The organism is Ruegeria sp. N4 (assembly GCF_056531425.1).
Map to the genome: position 1 here is coordinate 181,616 of NZ_JBQFLT010000001.1, position 20,624 is coordinate 202,239.

At 59.8% G+C, this 20,624-nt stretch carries 17 protein-coding genes; 6 read left to right on the top strand and 11 right to left on the bottom strand.

The annotated features are described in order from the left end of the window. Positions 1-495 precede the first annotated feature (495 nt). On the bottom strand, positions 496-1,098 hold the full coding sequence (locus ACR0LW_RS00875; protein ID WP_480881256.1) for a nucleotidyltransferase family protein: 603 nt from the start codon (positions 1,096-1,098) through the stop codon (positions 496-498). A gap of 31 nt (positions 1,099-1,129) precedes the next feature. Beyond that, complete coding sequence (locus ACR0LW_RS00880; protein ID WP_480881258.1) at positions 1,130-3,547, bottom strand: GcvT family protein; 2,418 nt, start codon at positions 3,545-3,547, stop codon at positions 1,130-1,132. Positions 3,548-3,745: 198 nt separating this feature from the next. Between ACR0LW_RS00880 and ACR0LW_RS00885 the strand changes: the two genes are divergently transcribed. Next, positions 3,746-5,314: an ABC transporter substrate-binding protein gene (locus ACR0LW_RS00885; protein ID WP_480881260.1), complete on the top strand. Its 1,569-nt coding sequence runs from the start codon at positions 3,746-3,748 to the stop codon at positions 5,312-5,314. Between the two features lie 55 nt (positions 5,315-5,369). Here the strand turns inward: ACR0LW_RS00885 and ACR0LW_RS00890 are convergent, their stop codons facing one another. The 4 genes from ACR0LW_RS00890 to ACR0LW_RS00905 form a co-directional block, all read right to left on the bottom strand. Next, positions 5,370-6,677, bottom strand: coding sequence for an HlyC/CorC family transporter (locus tag ACR0LW_RS00890; RefSeq protein ID WP_170451217.1), 1,308 nt, complete (start codon positions 6,675-6,677; stop codon positions 5,370-5,372). Positions 6,678-6,740: 63 nt separating this feature from the next. After that, a complete protein-coding gene (locus ACR0LW_RS00895; RefSeq protein ID WP_480881262.1) occupies positions 6,741-7,694 on the bottom strand; it encodes a tyrosine recombinase in 954 nt (317 codons plus the stop codon). A gap of 5 nt (positions 7,695-7,699) precedes the next feature. Then, positions 7,700-9,217: a hypothetical protein gene (locus ACR0LW_RS00900; RefSeq protein WP_480881264.1), complete on the bottom strand. Its 1,518-nt coding sequence runs from the start codon at positions 9,215-9,217 to the stop codon at positions 7,700-7,702. Then, complete coding sequence (locus ACR0LW_RS00905) at positions 9,207-9,356, bottom strand: hypothetical protein (RefSeq protein WP_170451211.1); 150 nt, start codon at positions 9,354-9,356, stop codon at positions 9,207-9,209. Before ACR0LW_RS00905 ends, ACR0LW_RS00900 begins: the two co-directional genes overlap by 11 nt. 79 nt (positions 9,357-9,435) lie before the next feature. Here ACR0LW_RS00905 and ACR0LW_RS00910 point away from each other — a divergent pair, with 79 nt between their 5' ends. Further along, positions 9,436-10,023, top strand: coding sequence for a shikimate kinase (locus tag ACR0LW_RS00910; RefSeq protein WP_170734611.1), 588 nt, complete (start codon positions 9,436-9,438; stop codon positions 10,021-10,023). Further along, on the top strand, positions 10,024-11,136 hold the full coding sequence (aroB, locus tag ACR0LW_RS00915; RefSeq protein WP_480881267.1) for a 3-dehydroquinate synthase: 1,113 nt from the start codon (positions 10,024-10,026) through the stop codon (positions 11,134-11,136). It begins immediately after the preceding gene. A gap of 106 nt (positions 11,137-11,242) precedes the next feature. On the opposite strand, the gene ACR0LW_RS00920 is transcribed toward aroB, so the two are convergent. After that, complete coding sequence (locus ACR0LW_RS00920) at positions 11,243-12,313, bottom strand: site-2 protease family protein (protein WP_480881269.1); 1,071 nt, start codon at positions 12,311-12,313, stop codon at positions 11,243-11,245. Positions 12,314-12,331: 18 nt separating this feature from the next. Beyond that, the gene (ssb, locus tag ACR0LW_RS00925; RefSeq protein WP_170451203.1) at positions 12,332-12,841 is read right to left on the bottom strand and encodes a single-stranded DNA-binding protein; all 510 of its coding nucleotides are present in this window, start codon (positions 12,839-12,841) and stop codon (positions 12,332-12,334) included. A gap of 205 nt (positions 12,842-13,046) precedes the next feature. On the opposite strand from ssb, the gene ACR0LW_RS00930 reads away from it, so the two are divergent. From ACR0LW_RS00930 to ACR0LW_RS00940, 3 genes are all read left to right on the top strand, one after another. After that, positions 13,047-13,625, top strand: a complete 579-nt coding sequence (locus ACR0LW_RS00930) for a lytic transglycosylase domain-containing protein (RefSeq protein ID WP_480581456.1) — start codon at positions 13,047-13,049, stop codon at positions 13,623-13,625. Between the two features lie 97 nt (positions 13,626-13,722). Beyond that, positions 13,723-14,685: a LuxR C-terminal-related transcriptional regulator gene (locus ACR0LW_RS00935; RefSeq protein WP_170451199.1), complete on the top strand. Its 963-nt coding sequence runs from the start codon at positions 13,723-13,725 to the stop codon at positions 14,683-14,685. Between the two features lie 126 nt (positions 14,686-14,811). After that, the gene (locus tag ACR0LW_RS00940) at positions 14,812-15,792 is read left to right on the top strand and encodes an MBL fold metallo-hydrolase (RefSeq protein ID WP_480881273.1); all 981 of its coding nucleotides are present in this window, start codon (positions 14,812-14,814) and stop codon (positions 15,790-15,792) included. Positions 15,793-15,917: 125 nt separating this feature from the next. Here the strand turns inward: ACR0LW_RS00940 and ACR0LW_RS00945 are convergent, their stop codons facing one another. The 3 genes from ACR0LW_RS00945 to ACR0LW_RS00955 form a co-directional block, all read right to left on the bottom strand. After that, complete coding sequence (locus ACR0LW_RS00945; protein WP_480581454.1) at positions 15,918-18,005, bottom strand: dipeptide ABC transporter ATP-binding protein; 2,088 nt, start codon at positions 18,003-18,005, stop codon at positions 15,918-15,920. A 91-nt stretch (positions 18,006-18,096) separates the two neighbouring features. Then, entirely contained in the window at positions 18,097-19,560 is a 1,464-nt protein-coding gene (locus ACR0LW_RS00950) for an ABC transporter permease (RefSeq protein ID WP_170630167.1), read from the bottom strand. 13 nt (positions 19,561-19,573) lie between these two features. Beyond that, positions 19,574-20,620, bottom strand: coding sequence for an ABC transporter permease (locus ACR0LW_RS00955; protein ID WP_170451191.1), 1,047 nt, complete (start codon positions 20,618-20,620; stop codon positions 19,574-19,576). Positions 20,621-20,624: the final 4 nt, after the last annotated feature.

Sequence of the window (20,624 nt, forward strand, 5' to 3'; positions counted from 1 at the left end):
GGTGGCCTGAAATATCAAAAAGAGAGTGATCTTCCTTTAGTTGTGGACCGGTTCCAAAAACTGTGAGCCGACCGGTTTAATAACACGAGATTGTTATCAGATAGCGCATTACGCATGTGCATAACGGCCGTATTTGTGAATTCCTTAAAATCTAAGCACACTTGGAAGTTGTGTAAGCGAAAGCAGAATGTTGCTTAAAAGCCATCCGTTTGCGTCTGAACTGGGCAGTTTTGTCCAATTTTACGTTGTTTCGACGGATCGGATCGGGGAATATGAACCTGCCCAAGTGAGGGGGAACCGAAGGCACTAGGGGGTGCCAACGGTGATCTCGGTCTTAAGTAGCGCTAGCGGCATGTTAACGAGGGGGTCTTGTTTAGGTTTAGCGGCGGAAAACCCAGTCAGCCTGATTGGCGAGATTGGTCGCGCTTTTGAGATCGAAGAAAAGTGGTAGTCCTGTTTGGGTACGCGGCCCGGTCTTCAACGACCGGGCCGTGATCATTTTGGGGGCTGGTTTTGGTGCCATGCGGCCCAGTCCTCGGGCGTGTCCAGATCCAGCAGTGCATGTGACCCCGGCAAGGCAACTGTGAAGACCCGGTCCTTGTTTGCGCGCACGACGGATTGCGCGCCTTCGTCTCCGGTCAATTGGGCCAGCGCCGCAAACAGGCTTTGGTCGAACACCACGGGATGACCCGGCTTGCCGCTTTGTGTGGCACCGCGCCAGATCAGGAAGTCGGGGTTGTTGTTGTGTGCTGCCAGAACCTCCGCCAGATCGTTCGATGTCAGGTCGGGCAAATCGGCCAGCATCACCATGACGGCCGTTGCGTCCGGGCCCATATGCGCCAACGCACCGCGCAAGCTGGCATTCATTCCTTCCGCAGCGTCCGGAATCGGCACCCGACGAACATCAAGACCGTCCAGCGCCTGATACCGGGGATGAGGCCTTTGGGGCAGGGCGACCGTCACAGGCCCCACAGCCAGCGCAGTTTGTGCAGATCGCCTAAGCAGCGGAACACCGTCCACCTGTTGCAACAACTTGTCCGCACCGCCCATCCGCGACGATTGCCCGGCGGCCAGCAAGATGATGGGAATCTTCGTCATTCCGCCAACATGCCGTCCGGGCGACGCCGAGTCATCCCCTCATCCGGGCACCATCCGCATCGAACAGAGGGGTCGAGATCACGCGGGCCTTGCGCATCTGGCCCAGGATTTCGATTTCGACCACCAGCCCGTCGCTTACACGTTCTGTTGGGAGAAAGCCCATGGCGACGGACTTCTGCGCATAATGCGAAAACCCACCCGAGGTGCAGAAACCGACGACGGACCCGTCCAGCCAGATCGGCTCGTAAGCATTTACATCGGCGTCTTCGGCGTCGACCTCAAAAGCGACCAGTTTACGGGCGGTGCCATTGGCACGTTCCGCCTCGGCGGCGGCGCGGCCGATGAAGTCCGCGTTCTTGGAAAATGAGATAAAGCGGTCCAGCCCCGTTTCGGCGGCGGTGTAATCGGGCGAGAACTCTCGCATCCACGAGCCAAAGAACTTGTCCAGCCGAAGGGACATCATGGCACGCATACCGAAAGGGGTTATTCCGTGCGGCTGCCCGGCCTGCCACAAGGTCCACCAGAGCTGCCTTTGAGCCATTGGATCACAGTAGATCTCATACCCCAGATCGCCGGTATAGCTTACCCGCTGGACGATGCAGTCGGTCATGCCGATGGTCATCGGGCAAACGTCGAGGAACCTCAGGTCTGTCACATCCTGACGTGTGCAGGCCGCCAGTACTTCGGTGGCCTTTGGCCCTGCAATCTGGAAGCCGTTCAGACGGTCGCTGATATTTTCAACCGTCACGCCCTCGGCCAAATTCTGTTGGAACCAGCGCATATGATAGGCCTGACTGCCATATGCGGCCGTCAGGCGGAACTCGGTCTCGCGCAGGCAGGAAACGGTGAAATCGCCGATCAGCTTGCCCTTGGGCGACAACATTGGCGTCAAAGACACGCGCCCCGGCTGAGGAATGCGTCCGGCCATGATCCGGTCCAACCATGCACGGGCGTTGGGGCCGGTGACGCGGTATTTGCCGAAATTGTGGACCTCGTTGATGCCGACGCTGTCGCGGACGGCGCGAACCTCGCGGCCAGTGGCGTCGAACGCGTCCGAGCGGCGAAAGGACGGCGTTTCGTAGCCCGGTTCATCCCCTTGGGCGAAGTAATTCGGCACCTCAAGCCCGTATTGCTGCCCCCACACCGCGCCCAGATCGCTGAAGATGTCATACATCGGGGTCGTGCGGTTGGGGCGGGCGGCGGGCAGTTCCTCGTTCGGGTAGGCGACGCTGAAGCGTTTTTGATAGTTCTCGATCACCTTCGGGCGGGTATAGCCGGGGCTGATCCAATCGCCAAACCGGGCCACATCCATGGCAAAGACGTCGCGTTCGGGCTCGCCCTCGATCATCCATTGCGCCAGCGTCAGGCCAACGCCGCCGCCCTGAGAGAACCCGGCCATGACACCGCAGGCCGACCAATAGTTGCGCATCCCCGGCACCGGCCCGACCAAAGGGTTCCCGTCCGGCGCAAAGGTGAACGGCCCGTGGATCACCGATTTCACACCGGCCTCGGCCAGAACCGGAAAGCGTTTATAGGCAAACTCGATACTGTCGGTGATCTTGTCATAGTCATCCGGCAGTAGTTCATGCCCGAACTCCCATGGCGTTCCGTCTACGGCCCAGGGTTTGCAGGGCTGTTCGTAGAACCCGATGCACAGGCCGCGGCCTTCCTGCCTCAGATAGCTTTCGCCCGCAGGGTCCATCACATGCGGATGCTCGCCGCCCGCGTCGATGATCGCCTCGATCTGAGGGATCGAGTCCGTCACCAGATACTGATGCTCCATCGGGTGCAGCGGGAAATAGACCCCCGCCATCGCGCCGACCTCACGTGCCCAAAGGCCGCCTGCGTTGACCACATGCTCGGCGTGGATCGTGCCCTTGTCGGTGACCACGTCCCATGTGCCGTCGGCGCGCTGGTTGGTTTCGCGCACCATGCAATGGGTCTCGATCGTGGCTCCGCCCATCCGCGCCGCTTTGGCATAGGCGTGTGTCGTGCCCGAGGGGTCCAGATGCCCGTCCAGCGGATCATAAAGCGCGCCGATGATGCCGTCGGTGTTGGTGATGGGGGCGATGTTTTTGATCTCGTCCGGGCCGACAATCTCGGTCTCAAGCCCCATGAAGCGATGCTTGGCCCGCTCGGCCAGCAGCATGTCAAAGCGGTCCTGATTGTCGGCCAGGGTCACACCGCCCACATGGTGCAGCCCGCAGGACATGCCGGTGATCTCTTCCAACTCTTTATACAGCCGGATCGTATAGCCTTGCAGCGCCGCCATGTTGGTGTCGCCGTTCAGCGTATGAAACCCGCCCGCCGCGTGCCAGGTCGAACCGCTGGTCAGTTCCGAGCGTTCCAGCAGCATCACATCAGCCCATCCAAGCTTGGTCAGGTGATACAGCACGGAACACCCGACAACGCCGCCGCCTATCACCGCCACACGGGTTTGAAGTTTCATGAACGCCTCCGATTTGCTTGGTTTCCACTGTGATCTGCGCGCGCGCAGATGCAACGCCAAATGCGACAAGAATTGTCGCTGGACGAATTCCTCAAATCCGGTCAATGACAGACAAAAGCGGTCACAAGGCTGTTACAGAATCAAGCTAACTGCCGCGCCGACTGGATCCCTCCTGAAACACTCAACAAGGAAAATGAGATGAGCAAGTTTGACCTCAAACCGCTGTCGCTGAGCCGCCGTGAATTCATGGCAAAAGCAGGCGCACTGGGCCTGAGCGCCGCTGCGGCTAACCTGATCTGGGCCGAGGCCGGTCTGGCGGATACCCCCAAGAAGGGCGGCCACTTCGTGTTGGGCCTGAAGGGCGGCGAAAGCACCAACACGCTGGACCCGGCGCTGTCGGCATCGCATGTGACAGCCAAGGCGCTGCGGGCCTTTGGCAACACGTTGACCGTTGTCTCGGCTGATGGCGGGCTTGAGCCCAGCATCGCTGAAAGCTGGGAGGCGTCGGAAGACGCCAAAGACTGGACCTTCCGCATTCGCAAAGGGGTCGAGTTCCACAACGGCAAGACCCTGACACCCGAAGACGTGCAACTGACCCTTGCGCGCCATTCAAACGAAGAGTCGCAGTCCGGTGCGCTGGGGATCATGCGCGGGATCGAGGATATTCGCGTCGATGGCGACAATGTCGTGATCAGCCTGACCACCCCCAACGCGGACCTTCCTTACCTGATGTCCGACTATCACCTGATCATGCAGCCGGGCGGTGGCATGGACAACCCGGCCGAGGGGATCTCGACCGGTGCCTACAAGGTGGTCGCGGATGAGCCCGGTATTCGCTACGCGTTCGAGAAATTCGCGAACCATTGGGACGACAGTGTCGGCCATTTCGACAGCCACGAGATTCTGGTTCTGAACGACGACACCGCCCGCTCGGCCGCGTTGCAGGCCGGTCAGGTCCACGCGATCAACATCGTGCCGCCGCGCACCGCGAAACTGTTCGGTCGCGCGCCGGGTGTAACCATCAACGCGACCTCGGGCCGGGGGCATTACATCTTTGTCATGCATTGCGACGCCGCGCCGTTCGACAACAAAGACCTGCGTCTGGCGCTGAAATACGCGATCAACCGCGAGGAACTGGTTGACAAGGTGCTGCGTGGCTACGGCTCGGTTGGCAATGACATTCCGATCAACGAAGCCTATCCGCTGTTCGACGGCACGATGGAGCAGCGCCAGTTCGATCTGGCCAAGGCTGCCGAGCATTACAAGGCGTCGGGCCATGACGGCTCTCCCATCGTTCTGCATGTCTCGGACGGTGCCTTTGCCGGTGCGGTCGATGCGGCGCAGCTGTTCCAGCTGTCGGCGCAAGAGGCCGGTATTCCGCTGGAAATCCAGCGTGAGCCTGCAGATGGTTACTGGTCGGAAGTGTGGAACAACAAGCCGTTCTGCGCCTCGTATTGGGGCGGGCGTCCTGTGCAGGATCAGATGTGGTCGGTTGGCTACCTGTCGACTGCCGACTGGAACGACACCCGTTTCAAGAACGAAGAATTCGACGCGCTGCTGCTGAAAGCCCGTGCCGAACTGGATGAGACCAAGCGCAAAGAAATCTACGGTCAGATGGCCCGGATCGTTTGGGAAGAAGGCGGTCTGATCAACCCGATGTTCAACCAGTTCATCGACGGCTATTCGGACAAGGTGACCGGCTGGGCCGCACATGCCAATGGCGACCTGATGGACGGTTATGTCGCAAGCCGGACCTGGTTTGCGTAACCCCTGAAACAGAACCGGCGCCCTGTGATCGGGCGCCGGTTTTTCTTTCGGCAGTTTATAGCGGGCGGATTTTCAGGCCCGTTACCCGGTTGCCCTCACGGGCCGTGACCTCGAACCGGAAGCCGTGGAACGAGAAGACTTGACCCACAACCGGGATCATCTGCGCCTCGTGAATGACAAGCCCGGCCAGTGTGTTGGCCTCTTCATCCGGCAGGGACCAATCCAACGCGCGGTTCACGTCGCGGATCGTCATCGCCCCTTCGACCAGATACTGGCCATCATCGGTTCGGGTGACCGGAACCTCTTCTTCAAGGTCGAACTCATCGGCAATCTCGCCGACGATCTCTTCCAGAATATCCTCAAGCGTGATCAGACCACGCAGCGAGCCGTATTCGTCCACAACCAGCGCAAAATGGCTGTGCATGCGCAGGAACTCTCGCATCTGGTCGTCCAGAGTGGTCGTTTCCGGCACGAAATACGGGTCATTGGCAACCCTTGAGATGTCGAACGCTTTCAGACGGTCCGTGTCACCTTCGGCCCCGCCGACCTGCGCGTACATGGCGCGGAACAGGTCTTTGGCGTGGACAACACCGACGATATTCTCGGGCTCATCCCGAAAGACGGGCAGGCGGGTATGGGGGCTTTCCAGACATTGCTTCAGGATCGCCTCGGGCGCTGCGTCTGCATCGATCATCTCGATGTTCGAACGGTGGAGCATGATCTCTTCCACCACCCGGTCGCCCAGATCCAGCGCGCCCAGAATGCGGTCGCGGTCTTCCTTTTCGACGACGCCTTCGGAGTGACCCAGTTGCAAAGCACCAGCAATTTCCTCGCGCACGGCAAGGATGTTGCTGTCGGGGTCGATCTGAACCCCGAACAGGCGCAGAACAGCCCGCACCAGAAGCCGAACCGCCGCGACGATGGGCGAAAACACCGTGACCACCACGCTGATGATCGGCGCAACGGCTGCCGCCGCTTTTTCCGAGTTGGTGATGGCGTAGGTCTTGGGCAGAACCTCGGCAAAAATCAGAACCAGCAGGGTCATGACCAGCGTCGCCAGCGCCACGCCGCTTTCCCCAAACAGGCGCGTGAACAGGGCCGTGGCCAGCGAGGCCGCCAGAATGTTCACAAGGTTGTTGCCCAGCAGAACCGATCCGATCAGACGCTCATTATCGTCGGTGATTTCCAGCGCCTTCTTGGCCCCGCGCGACCCCTTGTCAGCCTGCGCGCGCAACTTACCGCGCGATGACGCTGTAAGTGCCGTTTCAGAGCCGGAGAAAAAGCCAGACAGGAAAAGCAAAAGCAGGATAGCGCCTGAGGTTAACCAGAATGCGCCGTCGATCAGAGAGGATGTGGGTTCCATCGGTCCTTGGTTGTTCGTGTTTCTGCATCCGTTATGGGGATGCTGCCCCTATGGATCAAGGGTTTAGCCCTTGTCGCCGGGGTCTTTCGCCAGCGGGTGATGCTCTAACACCAGTTCCGCAAGTCTTTCGTCCAGAACATGGGTGTAGATCTCGGTCGTGGCAACATCGGCATGGCCCAGCAGCGTCTGGATCGAGCGCAGATCGGCCCCGTTGGCCAGCAGATGGGTGGCAAAGGCGTGGCGCAGAGTGTGGGGCGTGACCTTTTCGGGCGATACACCGCCCTGAACCGCCAGTTCCTTGACCAGCAGGAAGAACCGGTGCCGCGTCAGATGGCCGGATTTACCACGTGACGGGAACAGGAACCTGGATCGCTGCCCGCCTTTTTCGACCGTCTTGTCTTCGGCTTCGTCCCGCATTCTCAGCCATTCCGAAAGCGCCTCGCGGGCCGGGGGCGACAACGGCACCATGCGTTCCTTGCCGCCTTTGCCCAGCACCAGCAACATGCGCGGATCACCCCGCGCCGATGACACAGGCAGCGAGACCAGCTCGGTCACGCGCATGCCGGTGGCATAGAGCAACTCCATCAAACAGGAATTGCGCACGCGGTCGGCTTCGGTGCGCCCGGTATTGCGGGCGGCTTCCAGCAGCCGGTCGACCTCGGGCACGTCCAGCGTTTTGGGCAGTTTCTTGGTTCGACCGGGGCCTTTGATCTGAATGGCGGGATTGGCCTCGCGCCAGCCTTCCTCAAATGCAAACCGATAAAGCTGTTTGATCGCTGAAAGCCGCCGCGCACGAGTTGACTTCGACAATCCCTGTGCATCGCAATCGATAAGATACCCTTCAATCTGGTCGCGATCTGACTGTTCGAACGTTATGTTTCGGTGCTCCAACCACGCGGCGAAATCCTTCAGGTCTCGCCCATAGGCCAGCAGAGTGTTGGTTGCGGCCCCCAACTCGGCCGCTTGCGCCTGCAAAAAGGTCGAGATCCACAATTCTTGCGAGGCTGGTCCACCCATGACCGTCACCCCTGCAGGATCAGAAGGTTCAGCGCCGCGCGTCTGGCGGTGTCTTCCAGTCCCACGCGCCGAAAGGCCGCAATAGCCGCTGTCAGATCGACCAGATTGCCGCGTGCACCATGGGTGAACAGTTGCATGGCCTCCAGAATGGCCTCTCCCAACTGTCCCTGTTCCAGCAGGGCGTCGATATCTGACGGAACAGGCGCGGCCCATTCGAACCCCTGCGCCACCGCGTCGGCCAGAGGCGAGGGTGAGACGGCGCGACCGGGGTCCCCTTGCGCAAGGGCCACGAGGAACTGCGCCTCGGTTGATTTGTCCGGTGTTGTCAGGGCTGCCCGCTCGTATTGCTCGGACAGCATCAGAATGCGCCAGCGCAGGTTGTCCGTGGCCGGAACGGGCAGGGCCACGTTGGCCAGCCGGTCGGCGAACAGCTCGGCGAATGGGACTTCCAGCCCGACACTGCGCATCTGATCCCATGCGCGGGGCAGGGTCTTTCCGATCGCTTCGGCATTGCCGCTGTCCAACGCGCTTTCGAACTGTTGGATGGCCGCGACCCGATCCCAGACCGCGCCCGATGCAGCCGGATCTCGCTCGGTAAAAAGCCCCAGCAACTGGTTGGGCGTCAGGGCCCCGATACGCGTCAGACGTTCGGCGGCCTCGATCTGGGCTTTCCACCCGGCCACATCGCGCAGGTCTGCATTGGCAAAGGCGCGGGGCAGCGGGGCAGATGGCAATCGTTCCCCGATCGCTTCGAACAGGCGGAAGCTGAGCGGCGTCGGGTCTTCGGGCTGCGGCAGATACGCTGCGTCTTCGTAAAGTTCCGGGCTCAGGAAACGATCCAGCACGTCCAACTCATCCTGTGGTAGGATTTTCAGCGCATGCGCGGCCTCCAGCGTCAGCGCAGCCGAAGGCCAATCGCCCCGCCGGGCCTTACAGAAAATCTGCGCCGCATAATCACGCGACAGATGCGGTTGCGCGATCAGGGCAGTACAACTGCGGTCTTCGTCCCCGGTCAGCAGAGTAGCATCGAACCAGCGTTGAAACCGAGCCTGCGAATCCGTGGGACCAGCCAGTTGCACCAGCGATTGCGCCGGATCAGCGGCCCCCAATTGCATCAACCGATCAAGGCGCGCCAGTAGCAAAACCTCTTCGGCGCCGGAACCGGCGGGCGCGCGGGCTTCGGACAGCAGCAGGGTGAACAGCAACCGCTGCATGGCCGGGTTATGCTTGACCGGCACCCGCGCAATCAGTTCGGACAGACGTTCCGGGTCGCTGCCCTGCCACAGATCAACCGGCAAGCCGGTGACAGTGGATGACACCAGACCCAGCGGCTGCGACAGCGCCTCAAGCGGTGTTACCTCGACCTGAGGCTGCACCCCGTTCTGGGTGACAGGCGGCTCCAACAGAACGGTTCCGGGCAGGTTTTCCGGCGGCTCGGTCAGCCATTCGATAGCCGACAGCGGCTCTTGCGCCTGTGCGGCCCCGGCCAGCAGCAATGCCACCGCAATGTGCTTAGTCGACATCCAGAGTGACCGGTTCACGGATTTCAGTTTGCGGGGCCGAGAAATCCGCCCCGAAATAGGGGCCGATATAGGCATAGGCCACCAGCCCGATGAAACTCAGGCAAATTAAGTAAATCAGGAACTTGATCAGACGACCCATGGCGCCACGCTGCCTCAATTTTTGATTTTGGCCAAGTTATAACTGGCATTTTTTCCAAGATCACGTCATTCACGGTGAAATGAGCGAAATTAAGCATAACACGCATCCGGCGGATACGGGATCACGATATGATCTGCACAAAACCGTGGTTCTTGTCGGCATGATGGGGGCAGGAAAGACGGCTGTGGGCCGCGCTTTGGCCGCGCGGCTGGGTGTTCCGTTCCTCGACAGCGATGCCGAGATCGAATCGGCGGCCAACATGACCATCCCCGAGATCTTTGAACGCGATGGTGAGCCGTTTTTTCGCCAGAAGGAAACGCAAGTTATTGGCCGTCTGCTGGATGAGGAACGCGGCATCCTGTCCACCGGCGGCGGCGCGTTCATGGCAGAGGGCAACCGCGCGATGATAAGCGAGCGTGGGGCCTCGGTCTGGTTGCGGGCCGATCTGAACGTGCTGTGGAACCGGGTGCGCCATAAGGATACCCGCCCGCTGCTGCGCACTTCCGACCCGTATGCGACGCTCAAGGCCCTGTACGAGGATCGCGTGCCGGTCTATGCCGAGGCTGATCTGATTGCCGAGTCGGATGGCGAGACCTCGATCGACAATATGGTGGACCGCGTGGTCGAGGCCCTGTTGGCCCGCCCGGATGTTTTGGAACGGAAGTAAATGCATCAAACCGTACATGTGGAACTGGGCGAACGCTCGTATGATGTCGAGATTGGCCCCGATCTGCTGGCGCAGTCCGGCGCGCGGATTGCCCCGTTGCTGCACCGTCCGAAGGTTGCGGTTCTGACCGATGAAAACGTCGCCGCGCTGCATCTGGACGCGCTGCGCGATGGTCTGGCTGCTGCCGGAATCGAGATGTCGGCGCTGGCCCTTCCGGCAGGTGAGGCGACCAAAAGCTGGCCGCATTTCGAACGTGCGGTGGAATGGCTGTTGGCCGAAAAAATCGAGCGGCGCGATGTGGTTGTTGCCTTGGGCGGAGGCGTGATCGGCGATCTGGCTGGCTTTGCCGCTGCCGTGCTGCGGCGCGGGGTGCGGTTTGTGCAAATCCCGACCTCGCTGCTGGCGCAGGTCGACAGTTCGGTGGGTGGCAAGACCGGGATCAACGCACCGCAGGGCAAGAACCTGATTGGCGCGTTTCATCAGCCCTCGCTGGTGTTGGCCGATACCTCGGTTCTGGGCACCATGACGCAGCGGGATTTCCTGTCCGGTTACGGCGAAGTGGTCAAATACGGGCTGCTGGGCGACGCGGATTTCTTTGAATGGCTGGAGGCCAACGGCCCCGACGTTTCATCCGGTGATATGGCCGCACGGGTGCGCGCTGTCACCCGGTCTGTTCAGATGAAGGCTGACATTGTCGTGCGGGATGAGACCGAGCAGGGCGACCGCGCCCTGCTGAACCTCGGCCATACCTTCTGTCACGCGCTGGAGGCCGCGACGGGCTATTCTGACCGCCTGCTGCACGGCGAGGGTGTCGCCATCGGCTGTGCGCTGGCGTTTGAGCTATCGTCCCGTCTGGGTCTGTGTTCGCAGGAGGACCCAAGCCGCGTGCGGGCGCATCTGAAGGCCATGGGCATGAAAACCGATCTGGCCGACATTCCCGGAGAGCTTCCGGGTGCCGACGCTTTGGTTGATCTGATGGCGCAGGATAAGAAGGTCATTGACGGTCAGTTGCGCTTTATTCTGGCGCGCGGGATCGGTCAGGCCTTTGTCACATCGGATGTGCCGCGTGATGCGGTGATGTCGGTGCTGCAGGACGCGTTGCCTACAGCCTGATACAAGAGCGTGCGATCTTTTACCTGAAGCACCATGCGACACGAATGGCCCAAGAGCGCCTTAGGCGTGGCAGGGTCTTCGTGTCTCGGGTTCAAGGTCGCACGCTCTAACGCCCCCGGATCACCATCAATTCGCCGATGTTTTCCCGCGTGATATAGCCGATCATACGACCCGTGCGGCTGGTGACAGCAATCGCCGGGGCACCCTTGTGCAGCCCTTTCAGAACCGCCTCAAGGCCGGTAGTCAGTCCAACCTGAGGGATATCGCCCTCCATGATCGAGGTCGCAGGGTCCGACCGGGGATGATCCCCCGCCAGCGCGGCAAACAAACGATCCCGCGCGACAAAGCCAAGCAAGGCCCCGTCGGTATCCAAGACGGGAAACTCGTGCTGCGTCGTGTGAATGACGGCTTGGGCGGCGGTGTTCAAACTGTCCTGCGGCGACAGCGCGTGAAACTCGGTGATCATCGCGTCCCGCGCCAGCACACGGCGCGCGACGGATCGCAGCGCGACGTCCTGATTTTCGGCATTTGCTGCGATGAACACAAAAACGGCAATCAGAACAAGGATCGGATTGCCCGAGCTTAGACCCCAGAACCCAAGCCCAATGGCAACGATCTGCCCGCTGAATGCGGCAATGCGGGTGGCCTGAACCCGGTCCATCCTGAGGCACAACAGGGCGCGGACCACGCGACCCCCATCCATGGGGAAGGCCGGGATCATGTTGAAGGCCGCCAGAAGCAAATTGACATAGGCCAACCGTTGCAAGATCCCGAAACTGGCCGAGTCCAGATCAGTGACTGAACCGAGCGAAATGCCCGAACCCAGCAGAACCAACACCAACCAGATAACGATATTCACCGCAGGCCCGGCCAGCGCCACCCAGACCTCTTGCATCGGTTTTTCCGGCATCCGTTCCAGACGGGCCAGACCGCCGATGGGTAGCAGCGTGATATCGGGGGTTTTGATACCAAAGCGCCGGGCCATCAGGGCATGGCCAAACTCATGCGCCACGACGCAGGCAAACAGGGCCAGCACAAACAGCAGATTGTCGATGACCGCAGGCCAGCCACCGTTGGAATAGGCGGCAAAGCCGACCCAGGCCAACAAAAGGAAGAAGGTGACATGGACCCTCAGTTCGGACCCGAGGAACCGGCCGAGGGCGAAGGACCATGTCATGTGTTTACTCCGTTTCGCTTAGAACGGAATCTCGTCGTCGTCGATTCCGCCGGATGCAGGGGCAGGGGCGCTGGATTGGCCACCATAGGGGTCGCCATAGCCGCCACCGGCCTGACCGCCGCCATAGCCGCCCGACTGTCCTCCGCCATAACCGCCACCGCCGCCGCCTTCACCGCCGCGGCTGTCCAGCAGTGTCAGTTCACCGCGATAGGGGCGCAGCACCACTTCGGTCGAATAGCGATCCTGCCCCGATTGATCCTGCCATTTGCGCGTTTCCAGCTGGCCTTCGATATAGACCTTGCTGCCCTTGCGCAGATACTGCTCGGCAATGCGGGCCAGCGGTTCCGAGAAGATGGCAACCGAGTGCCATTCCGTCCGTTCCCGGCGTTCACCGGTGTTGCGGTCTTTCCAGTTCTCGGAAGTGGCGATGCGCAGGTTGCACACTTTGCCGCCGTTCTGAAATGACCGAACCTCGGGATCGCGGCCAAGATTGCCGACCAGAATGACCTTGTTGACTGAACCCGCCATGTATTTCCCCGTTCTGTATTGATCTGAGTGCGCCGAATCTGGCGCCGGATGTCTTTGCGACCCTATATCGCCTGCGTCTTGGTTAAAACATGATTGATCACGACAACGTTCGGCAAGAATTCTTGCGTCTGTCTTTACCAAGCTTTCATTTTTGACTGGAATACCTATACTCCGACTGATTTTTGAGCGAGCGGGATAGGCTTTCATGCGTTCTGTGTGTGTTGGGTTAACGGTTCTGGGCGTTGTGCTGCTGTCTGGATCTGTGCAGGCGGACACGTTGTCCACGAAAAGCCGGATGGACATTTTTCTGAAGCAGTCCAAGGTTTTGGATAACCGCGCAGCGACGCAATATCGCGGGTCCGAACGCCTTAAGCCAAAGACTGATCGCGCCAAGGTAAACAAGCGCTATACCGGCAGCTACCGGGGCGAATACCTGAGCCTCGCGCGCGATGCGGCCCGGTTGCACAACATCCCCGAGGACCTGTTCCTGCGGCTGGTGCAGCAGGAAAGCGGCTGGAACCCGCATGCCAAATCTCACAAGGGGGCGTTGGGGCTGGCGCAGCTGATGCCTCAGACCGCCAAGTTGCTGGGCGTGAACCCGCATGATCCCAAGCAGAACCTTGAAGGCGGCGCGCGCTATCTGTCCTGGCAATACCGCAAGTTCAAATCCTGGCCTTTGGCGCTGGCGGCGTATAACGCTGGCCCGAAAGCGGTTGAAAAGCACGGCGGAATCCCACCCTACAAGGAAACTCAGAACTACGTGAAGGTAATCTGGGGCGGCTGATCGGGTGATGCTGCAAGGCGGCATGATCTGATCCTTGATCCGGCAATGACCGCTGACCTAACCTGTAGGCGATCTTTCAGGACCCGAACAGGTGCCGATGTTGCAAGACCGACCGGAAATTCCCGCCGAAACAAAGGCCAATTGGCAAAGGTTGGTGGACCTTGTTGCCAAGCTTGCCGACGTGCCTGCCAGCCTGATCATGAAAACGGATGCGCCGGATCATACGGTCCTGATCACCTCGGACCACCCTCAGAATCCGTATCCCGTGGGGATGAACTTTCAATTGAATCCCAAGCTGTATTGTCAGGGCGTGTTGCAACAGGACAGCGAGTTGGTGGTCGAGGACGCCACCTGTGATCCCGTCTGGAGCGGCAATGACGACATGGAACACGGCATGTCCTTTTACATCGGATTGCCGCTGAAATGGCCCGATGGGGCCGTGTTTGGAACCATCTGCATCCTGGACCGGCAGCGCAATCGCCGTGCGCTGTTGTTTCGCGAAGGGCTGGCGCAGTTTGCGCGCATGGTCGAATCCGATCTTGCTTTGATTCAAGAGGTTTATCTGCGTCGCGCGCTGGAAGAAAAGCTGAACCAGACATTGGCGCAACTGGAAAGCCGGGTTCAGGCTCGCACCCGTGAATTGCAAGAAACAAACACCGCCCTGCGCGTTCTGCTGACCAGCGTCGATGATGACCGCAAAGACCATGACCAGGATATTGTCGAGCGGGTGCGCCTGATGGTCTTGCCCTATCTGGACAAGCTGCGCGGACACCTGCCCGAGGGCGACGCGGCCCATGCTTATCTGGATCTGGCCGAAAGCAACCTTAGGGATATGACCTCGATGCTGTCGGACAAACTGTCCGATGCGTTCTCGATCATGACACCGACCGAGATCGAAATTGCGCAGTTGGTGATGTCCGGGAAAACGACGAAAGACATTGCGCGGGCCTTGTCGCGTGAGACGTCGACCATCGATTTCCATCGCAACAACATTCGTCGGAAACTGGGCTTGGATGGGCGCGATCAGAATCTGCGCAGTCATCTGCTGTCTATTTCCTGAGTATCGAATATGGGGAATGCCCCCATATTCCCCCCAGATTTTTCTGATCTGAGCCTGTTGTTCCCCCGTTGTTACCCTTCCGATCAGGTGCGACGCACGCGCGCCTGACCAACAAGGAGGTACAAGATGGATCGCAAAGATCTGAAGCCCACAATCCTGAACGGACAGAAAGACAGATTGGCCAAGGGTCTGTCGCGCCGGTCTTTCTTTATGGCGGCAGGCGCGGCCGGAGTCGGGGCATCGCTGCTGAACGGAAAACCGGCCCAGGCGCAATCGCAAGCCTGGCTGCAGCCGGGCAACAATAACCATGTTATCGACCTGCAAGGCGCGACCGGTCAGGCCAGCACGGGCACAGTCGGGATCGACTATTACGGGCATTGCGCGATCAAGATCACCTCGCCCAACGGTGCGACCGTGCTGTTCGACCCGTGGCGGGACGATCCGTCGGGGGCTTGGGGCCTTTGGTTCCGCAACGAATTCCCTCAGATCCCTGTGGACATAACCCTGTCGACCCACGCCCATTTTGACCATGACGCGATCGAGCGCCCAAGCTCGACCATGGTTTTGGACCGGATGGTCGGCAATTTCGAATTTGCCGATGTCAAAATCACCGGCTTTGCAGACAAACACGCCTGCGTGGCACCGGGTTGGTACGAATGGACCAATGCGCTGGCCGAGTTTGGCGTGGAAGCTTGCCCACCCAACAACGTGGGTCACATGGATATGGTGGTCTATCTGGTCGAAACCGGCGGCATTCGCACGCTGATCTGGGGCGACAACCGCCATAACCCGCCGCAGGAATTCTGGGATGCAATCGGGCAGGTGGACGTGCTGACCCTTCCGGTCGATGGGTCAGAGCATATCCTCAGCTACCAGCAGGGCGATGACATCGTCTCAAAGCTGAAGCCGAAGGTTGTTATTCCGACCCACTACCTGAACGAGGTCACGTCTTACACGCTGACCACGCTGCAATCGGCAGATGACTGGGTGAAGGCGCAACCCAGCTACAAAATGCTCGACAGCGCGAGCCTGACGCTTGAGGCCGGAGAGATTGGCGGCATGACTCAGGAATTCATGCATTTCGGCAACAACGTGATGACCGGTTGATACAAGGACCGGCAAAACCACCACTCGCAAATCAAGTGCGCCGATAATCTGACGGTTTTCCCGACTCAGGGCGCAAAAGAAAGGGCCGGTCCTTGAACCGGCCCTTTTTTCCAGTGTTGCAGGGTTTATTCCGCCGCGATTTTGATCACCGGTTCCATACGGGCTAGAACCTCGTCGGCCAGATGGCACTTCACCTGATGTCCATCAGCCAGTGTCTTGACCGGCGGCACATCCGACTCGCATCGCCCATCCGGAACTTCGGACTTCCAGCGGCAGCGAGTCTGGAACGGGCAACCCGGCGGCGGGTTCATGGCCGAGGGGATGTCGCCTTCCAGAACGATATGCTCTTTCTCGATCGAAGTATCCGCAATCGGAACCGCGCTCAGCAAGGCCTCGGTATAGGGGTGATATGGCGGCGAGAAGACCTGATCGGTTGTCCCCAACTCGACCACGTGGCCCAGATACATCACCATCACCCGGTCGCTGAGGTACCGGACAATCGACAGATCGTGGCTGATGAACAGCAAGGTGGTCTTGTGTTCGCGCTGAATCTCCATCAGCAGATCGGTCACTGCCGCCTGCACCGACACGTCCAGCGCCGAAACGGGTTCATCCGCAACCACGATCCGTGCATCGCCCGCAAAGGCGCGTGCGATACCGACGCGTTGCTTCTGACCACCCGACAATTGCCGCGGCATCCGGTCGGCGAAGGCGCGCGGCAGCTTCACCAGATCCAGCAATTCCAGCATCCGTTGCTTGCGCTCGGCCTCGGAATTGCCGACACCGAAGATTTCCAGCGCCCGGATGATCTGTCGCCCAACCGTCATCGACGGGTTCAGCGTGTCAAACGGGTTTTGGAATACCATCTGAACCTCGCCCACAGTCTTGGCATCGCGTTCTTCGATGGGCACCGCCTCGATATTGCGGTTGTCCAGAAGGATCTGACCGTCCGTTGCCGTCTCAAGCCCCATCAACACCTTGGCAAAGGTGGACTTGCCGCAACCGGATTCACCCACAATGGCGAGGGTCTCGGATTCATGGGCCTCAAAGCTCAGCGTCTCATTGGCTTTCACAACCTTGGTTTCGCCGCCCCCGAACAGGGCATTGGCCGCCACCTCATAGTATTTCTTGAGGTTGTCCATTTTCAGGACGGTGCGCCCGATCTCGGCCTTTTCTTTCTGCTCGCCAACGGTAATGGGCGCGTTCCAGTCAATTTCCTTGAACTTCAGACAGCGCGTGTGGTGGCGATCATTGCCCGGCACAGCCTCCATCAGAATATTCTGCGCGTCACAGCGACCCTCTTCGAAATAGTCGCAGCGCGGGCCAAAGTTACAGCCCGGCGGCCGTTCATGTGGCAGGGGGAAGTTCCCCGGAATGGCCACAAGCGGGCGTGCGTTCTTGTCCGCGCCGGGCAGGGGGATCGAGCGGAACAGCGCCTGCGTATAGGGGTGCTGCATCTCGTCGAACACATCCTTGATCGAGCCACGCTCGACCGCCTCGCCCGAATACATCACGCACAACCGGTCGCAGGTTTCCAGAACCAACCCCAGGTTGTGCGAAATGAACAGCATCGAGGTGCCGTATTTCTTGCCCAGATCCTTGACCAGCTCGACCACGGCGGCCTCGACCGTCACGTCCAGCGCGGTGGTCGGCTCGTCCAGGATCAACAGCGATGGTTTCGACATCAGCGCCATCGCAATCACGATCCGCTGCTGCTGACCACCCGACAACTGATGCGGGAAGGAGTTCAGCATCCGCTCGGGGTCGGGCAGGCGCACATCCGTCACCACTTCCAAAGCGCGGGCATAAGCCTCTTCCGCGCCGACGCCTTCGTGGATCATCGGCACTTCCATCAACTGCTTGCCGATCTTCATCGCCGGGTTCAGGCTGGCCATCGGCTCCTGATAGATCATCGCGATCTCATTGCCGCGAACGTCGCGCAATTCGTCCGACGTCATTTCGGACAGATCGCGCCCCTTGAACTTGATCGTGCCGCCGACGATCCGACCGTTCTTGCCAAGATCCTGCATCACGCCAAGGGCCACGGTGGACTTACCGCAGCCGGATTCACCTACCAGCCCGACCGCCTCGCCGGGCTGTACGCTGACCGAGAAATCCATAACGGCCGGAATTTCACGCAGACGGGTAAAGAACGAAATCGACAGTTTGTCGATTTCCAGAATTGGCCCATCATAATCCGCCAGTTTGTTCATCTTGTATCTCCTCGCGAGAGTCCGGGGATCCCGTTCATCTGGCTAAAAATATCCCGGGGGTCTGGGGGCAGAGCCCCCAGAACAGATCACATCAGTCCTTCAGACTTTCTTCGCGCAGACCATCCGCCAGCAGGTTCAACCCAAGAACCAGTGACAGCAGCGCCAGCGCGGGAGGCAGGGCCGGGTGCAGATAGATCGACAAAAGCTTGCGCCCCTCGTTGATCGTGGACCCCCAATCCGGGCTTTCCGGCGGCAGGCCCAGCCCGAAGAAACCCAAGGTCCCCAGCAGGATGGTGGTGTAGCCTATGCGCAAACAGAAATCGACGATCAGCGGACCACGCGCGTTGGGCAGGATTTCCCACAGCATGATGTACCACGGGCCTTCACCACGGGTCTGCGCCGCTGCCACATAGTCGCGTGTCTTGATGTCCAGCGCCAGCCCGCGCACGATGCGGAACACCGTGGGTGAGTTGACGAAGACGACCGAGACGAACACCACCAGAATCCCGCCCGGAATATCGAACAGGTCCAGATAGGTCGGCAGGCCCCAGATGCGATAGGCATCGGTGTCGATGATGTAGCCGCCGGATGAGATCAGCGACAGATACAGCCAGATCGTCACTCCCAGCACCCCGATCAGCAACGGTGTGCGGAAATTGGGACGCGTGTAGTAGCGCGAGTTCAGCAATACACCCAGGAACAGGATCGGGAACACGAACAGCACGGCAGCCATGTAGTTCGGAACCCCGGTCGCCACGATCTCGGGCGTGACCAGCAGGTAGAACAGCAGGATCACGGGGAAGGCTAGGATCAGGTTTGCCAGGAACGAGATGAACGTGTCCAGACGACCGCCGTAATATCCTGCGGGCAGACCAAGCGTGATGCCGACCATGAAGGCAAACATCGTCGCCAGCGGCGCGATCTGAACCACGATCCACGCGCCTTTGACCATCCGGCTAAAGACATCGCGGGCCAGGTTGTCGCCGCCCAGCAGATACCAGGAATACGCGCCTTCCTCCGACCCCGGCAGGGGGGTTCCCGGCACCTTGTTCTTCATGCCCGAGACCTGCGCCAGCGGGTCATGGGTGACGATCAGATCAAGCGCTCCGAAGATCCCGGTGAACACCCAGAACATGACCAGACCAAAGCCGATCATGCCGATGGGGCTGTCGAATAGCTTGCCGTAAAGACCCAGCTTGCGTTTGAACGCGATGGACATTGCATAAAGCAGGATCAGTGACAGCCAAACCGGCAGGAACTGTTGCGATATCGCGCCGATGATACCGGCGCCGGTGCCCATCACGATCCCGAGGACGATATAGGCTACTGCAATCCCGACACTTGCAAGAAAGCTGTAGCGCAGCGCGCCCTGGATCATGTTGCGCAGCCCCGAGCTTGAGGTCAGCGTGCCATCCGGGTTCACGGTCATCTGATCTTCGGGCAGCACGATGCTGGCCAGCATCCAGACAATGATCGACAGGAACATCAGCCCCAGTGCAAGCGCCAGAAGCGGGTTGAGGAAGGCGATAGAGCCGGTCCAGGTAAGTGGTTCCATGATCTATCCCTCCTTATGCGATGCGGATGCGCGGGTTGAGGTAGACATAGCCGATATCCGAGATCAGCTGCGTCACCAGCACCACAAAGACCGACACGACCGAGATCGCCAGCAACAGCTGAATGTCGTTGTTGCCCGCCGCCTGTACCAGCGCCCAGCCAAAACCCTTGTAGTTGAACAGGGTCTCGACGATCACAACGCCGTTCAGCAGCCATGGGAACTGCAACATGATGACGGTAAAGGGCGCGATCAGCGCGTTGCGCAGCGCGTGTTTCATGACGATGTTCGGGAATGAGACACCTTTCAGGCGCGCGGTTCGGATGTATTGCGCCGTCATCACCTCGGTCATCGAGGCGCGAGTCATTCGGGCGATATAGCCCATCCCGTACAGAGCAATGGTCAGAACCGGCAGGAAGAAGTTCTCAAACGTCGGGTTCTCCATTGCCTGTGTTGCCGTCCCCTTGAACCATTTCAATCCAACAGCAGACGAAGTGAAGATCGCGATGAAGATAACGCCCGAGACGTATTCCGGCGTTGCCGTCGTGGTAATGGCAAAGGTGGACAACGTGCGGTCCGTGGCCGAGCCTTCTTTCATCCCAGCCAGAATGCCAAGGATCAGCGCCGAAGGGACCATCAGCAACATGACCCAGAACATCAGCCGTCCAGTCAGCGCCAGACGGGTTCCAACAACCGCCGAGACCTCGTCTTTGAAGACCGTCGAATAGCCCCAGTATCCCTGCAGGATGCCGCAGAAATTGGGCGCTTCTTCCGCAGGTTGACCGGGCAAAATGCAGCGGCCTTGAACGGTGCCGTCCTCATTGGTGTGCCGGTACGAGGGTAACACGCCCAGCCATTCGCCGTATTTTATCGGCGTCGCCTGAAGATAGCCGTTCTTTTCCAGGAAACTCTCGACCTGTTCATCCGACATGCGGAAGTTGCCTTGCGTCTTCGCAAGCTTTTCAAGGTTCGGGTAGAGGTTGGTCAGAAAGAAAACCAGGAACGTCAGGCATAATGCTGTCAATAGCATGATGCCGACGCGCCTTAGAATGAATAGTCCCATGTTA

Bases quoted from the DNA above. Each gene is read 5' to 3' on its own strand.
- ACR0LW_RS00895 (WP_480881262.1), bottom strand. From the start codon at position 7,694: ATGGGTGGACCAGCCTCGCAAGAATTGTGGATCTCGACCTTTTTGCAG.
- ACR0LW_RS00905 (WP_170451211.1), bottom strand. From the start codon at position 9,356: ATGGGTCGTCTGATCAAGTTCCTGATTTACTTAATTTGCCTGAGTTTC.
- ACR0LW_RS00950 (WP_170630167.1), bottom strand. From the start codon at position 19,560: ATGGAACCACTTACCTGGACCGGCTCTATCGCCTTCCTCAACCCGCTT.
- ACR0LW_RS00900 (WP_480881264.1), bottom strand. From the start codon at position 9,217: ATGTCGACTAAGCACATTGCGGTGGCATTGCTGCTGGCCGGGGCCGCA.
- ACR0LW_RS00955 (WP_170451191.1), bottom strand. From the start codon at position 20,620: ATGGGACTATTCATTCTAAGGCGCGTCGGCATCATGCTATTGACAGCA.
- ACR0LW_RS00940 (WP_480881273.1), top strand. From the start codon at position 14,812: ATGGATCGCAAAGATCTGAAGCCCACAATCCTGAACGGACAGAAAGAC.
- ACR0LW_RS00875 (WP_480881256.1), bottom strand. From the start codon at position 1,098: ATGACGAAGATTCCCATCATCTTGCTGGCCGCCGGGCAATCGTCGCGG.
- ACR0LW_RS00920 (WP_480881269.1), bottom strand. From the start codon at position 12,313: ATGACATGGTCCTTCGCCCTCGGCCGGTTCCTCGGGTCCGAACTGAGG.
- ACR0LW_RS00910 (WP_170734611.1), top strand. From the start codon at position 9,436: ATGAGCGAAATTAAGCATAACACGCATCCGGCGGATACGGGATCACGA.
- ACR0LW_RS00885 (WP_480881260.1), top strand. From the start codon at position 3,746: ATGAGCAAGTTTGACCTCAAACCGCTGTCGCTGAGCCGCCGTGAATTC.
- ACR0LW_RS00880 (WP_480881258.1), bottom strand. From the start codon at position 3,547: ATGAAACTTCAAACCCGTGTGGCGGTGATAGGCGGCGGCGTTGTCGGG.
- ACR0LW_RS00945 (WP_480581454.1), bottom strand. From the start codon at position 18,005: ATGAACAAACTGGCGGATTATGATGGGCCAATTCTGGAAATCGACAAA.
- ACR0LW_RS00890 (WP_170451217.1), bottom strand. From the start codon at position 6,677: ATGGAACCCACATCCTCTCTGATCGACGGCGCATTCTGGTTAACCTCA.
- aroB (WP_480881267.1), top strand. From the start codon at position 10,024: ATGCATCAAACCGTACATGTGGAACTGGGCGAACGCTCGTATGATGTC.
- ACR0LW_RS00930 (WP_480581456.1), top strand. From the start codon at position 13,047: ATGCGTTCTGTGTGTGTTGGGTTAACGGTTCTGGGCGTTGTGCTGCTG.
- ssb (WP_170451203.1), bottom strand. From the start codon at position 12,841: ATGGCGGGTTCAGTCAACAAGGTCATTCTGGTCGGCAATCTTGGCCGC.
- ACR0LW_RS00935 (WP_170451199.1), top strand. From the start codon at position 13,723: ATGTTGCAAGACCGACCGGAAATTCCCGCCGAAACAAAGGCCAATTGG.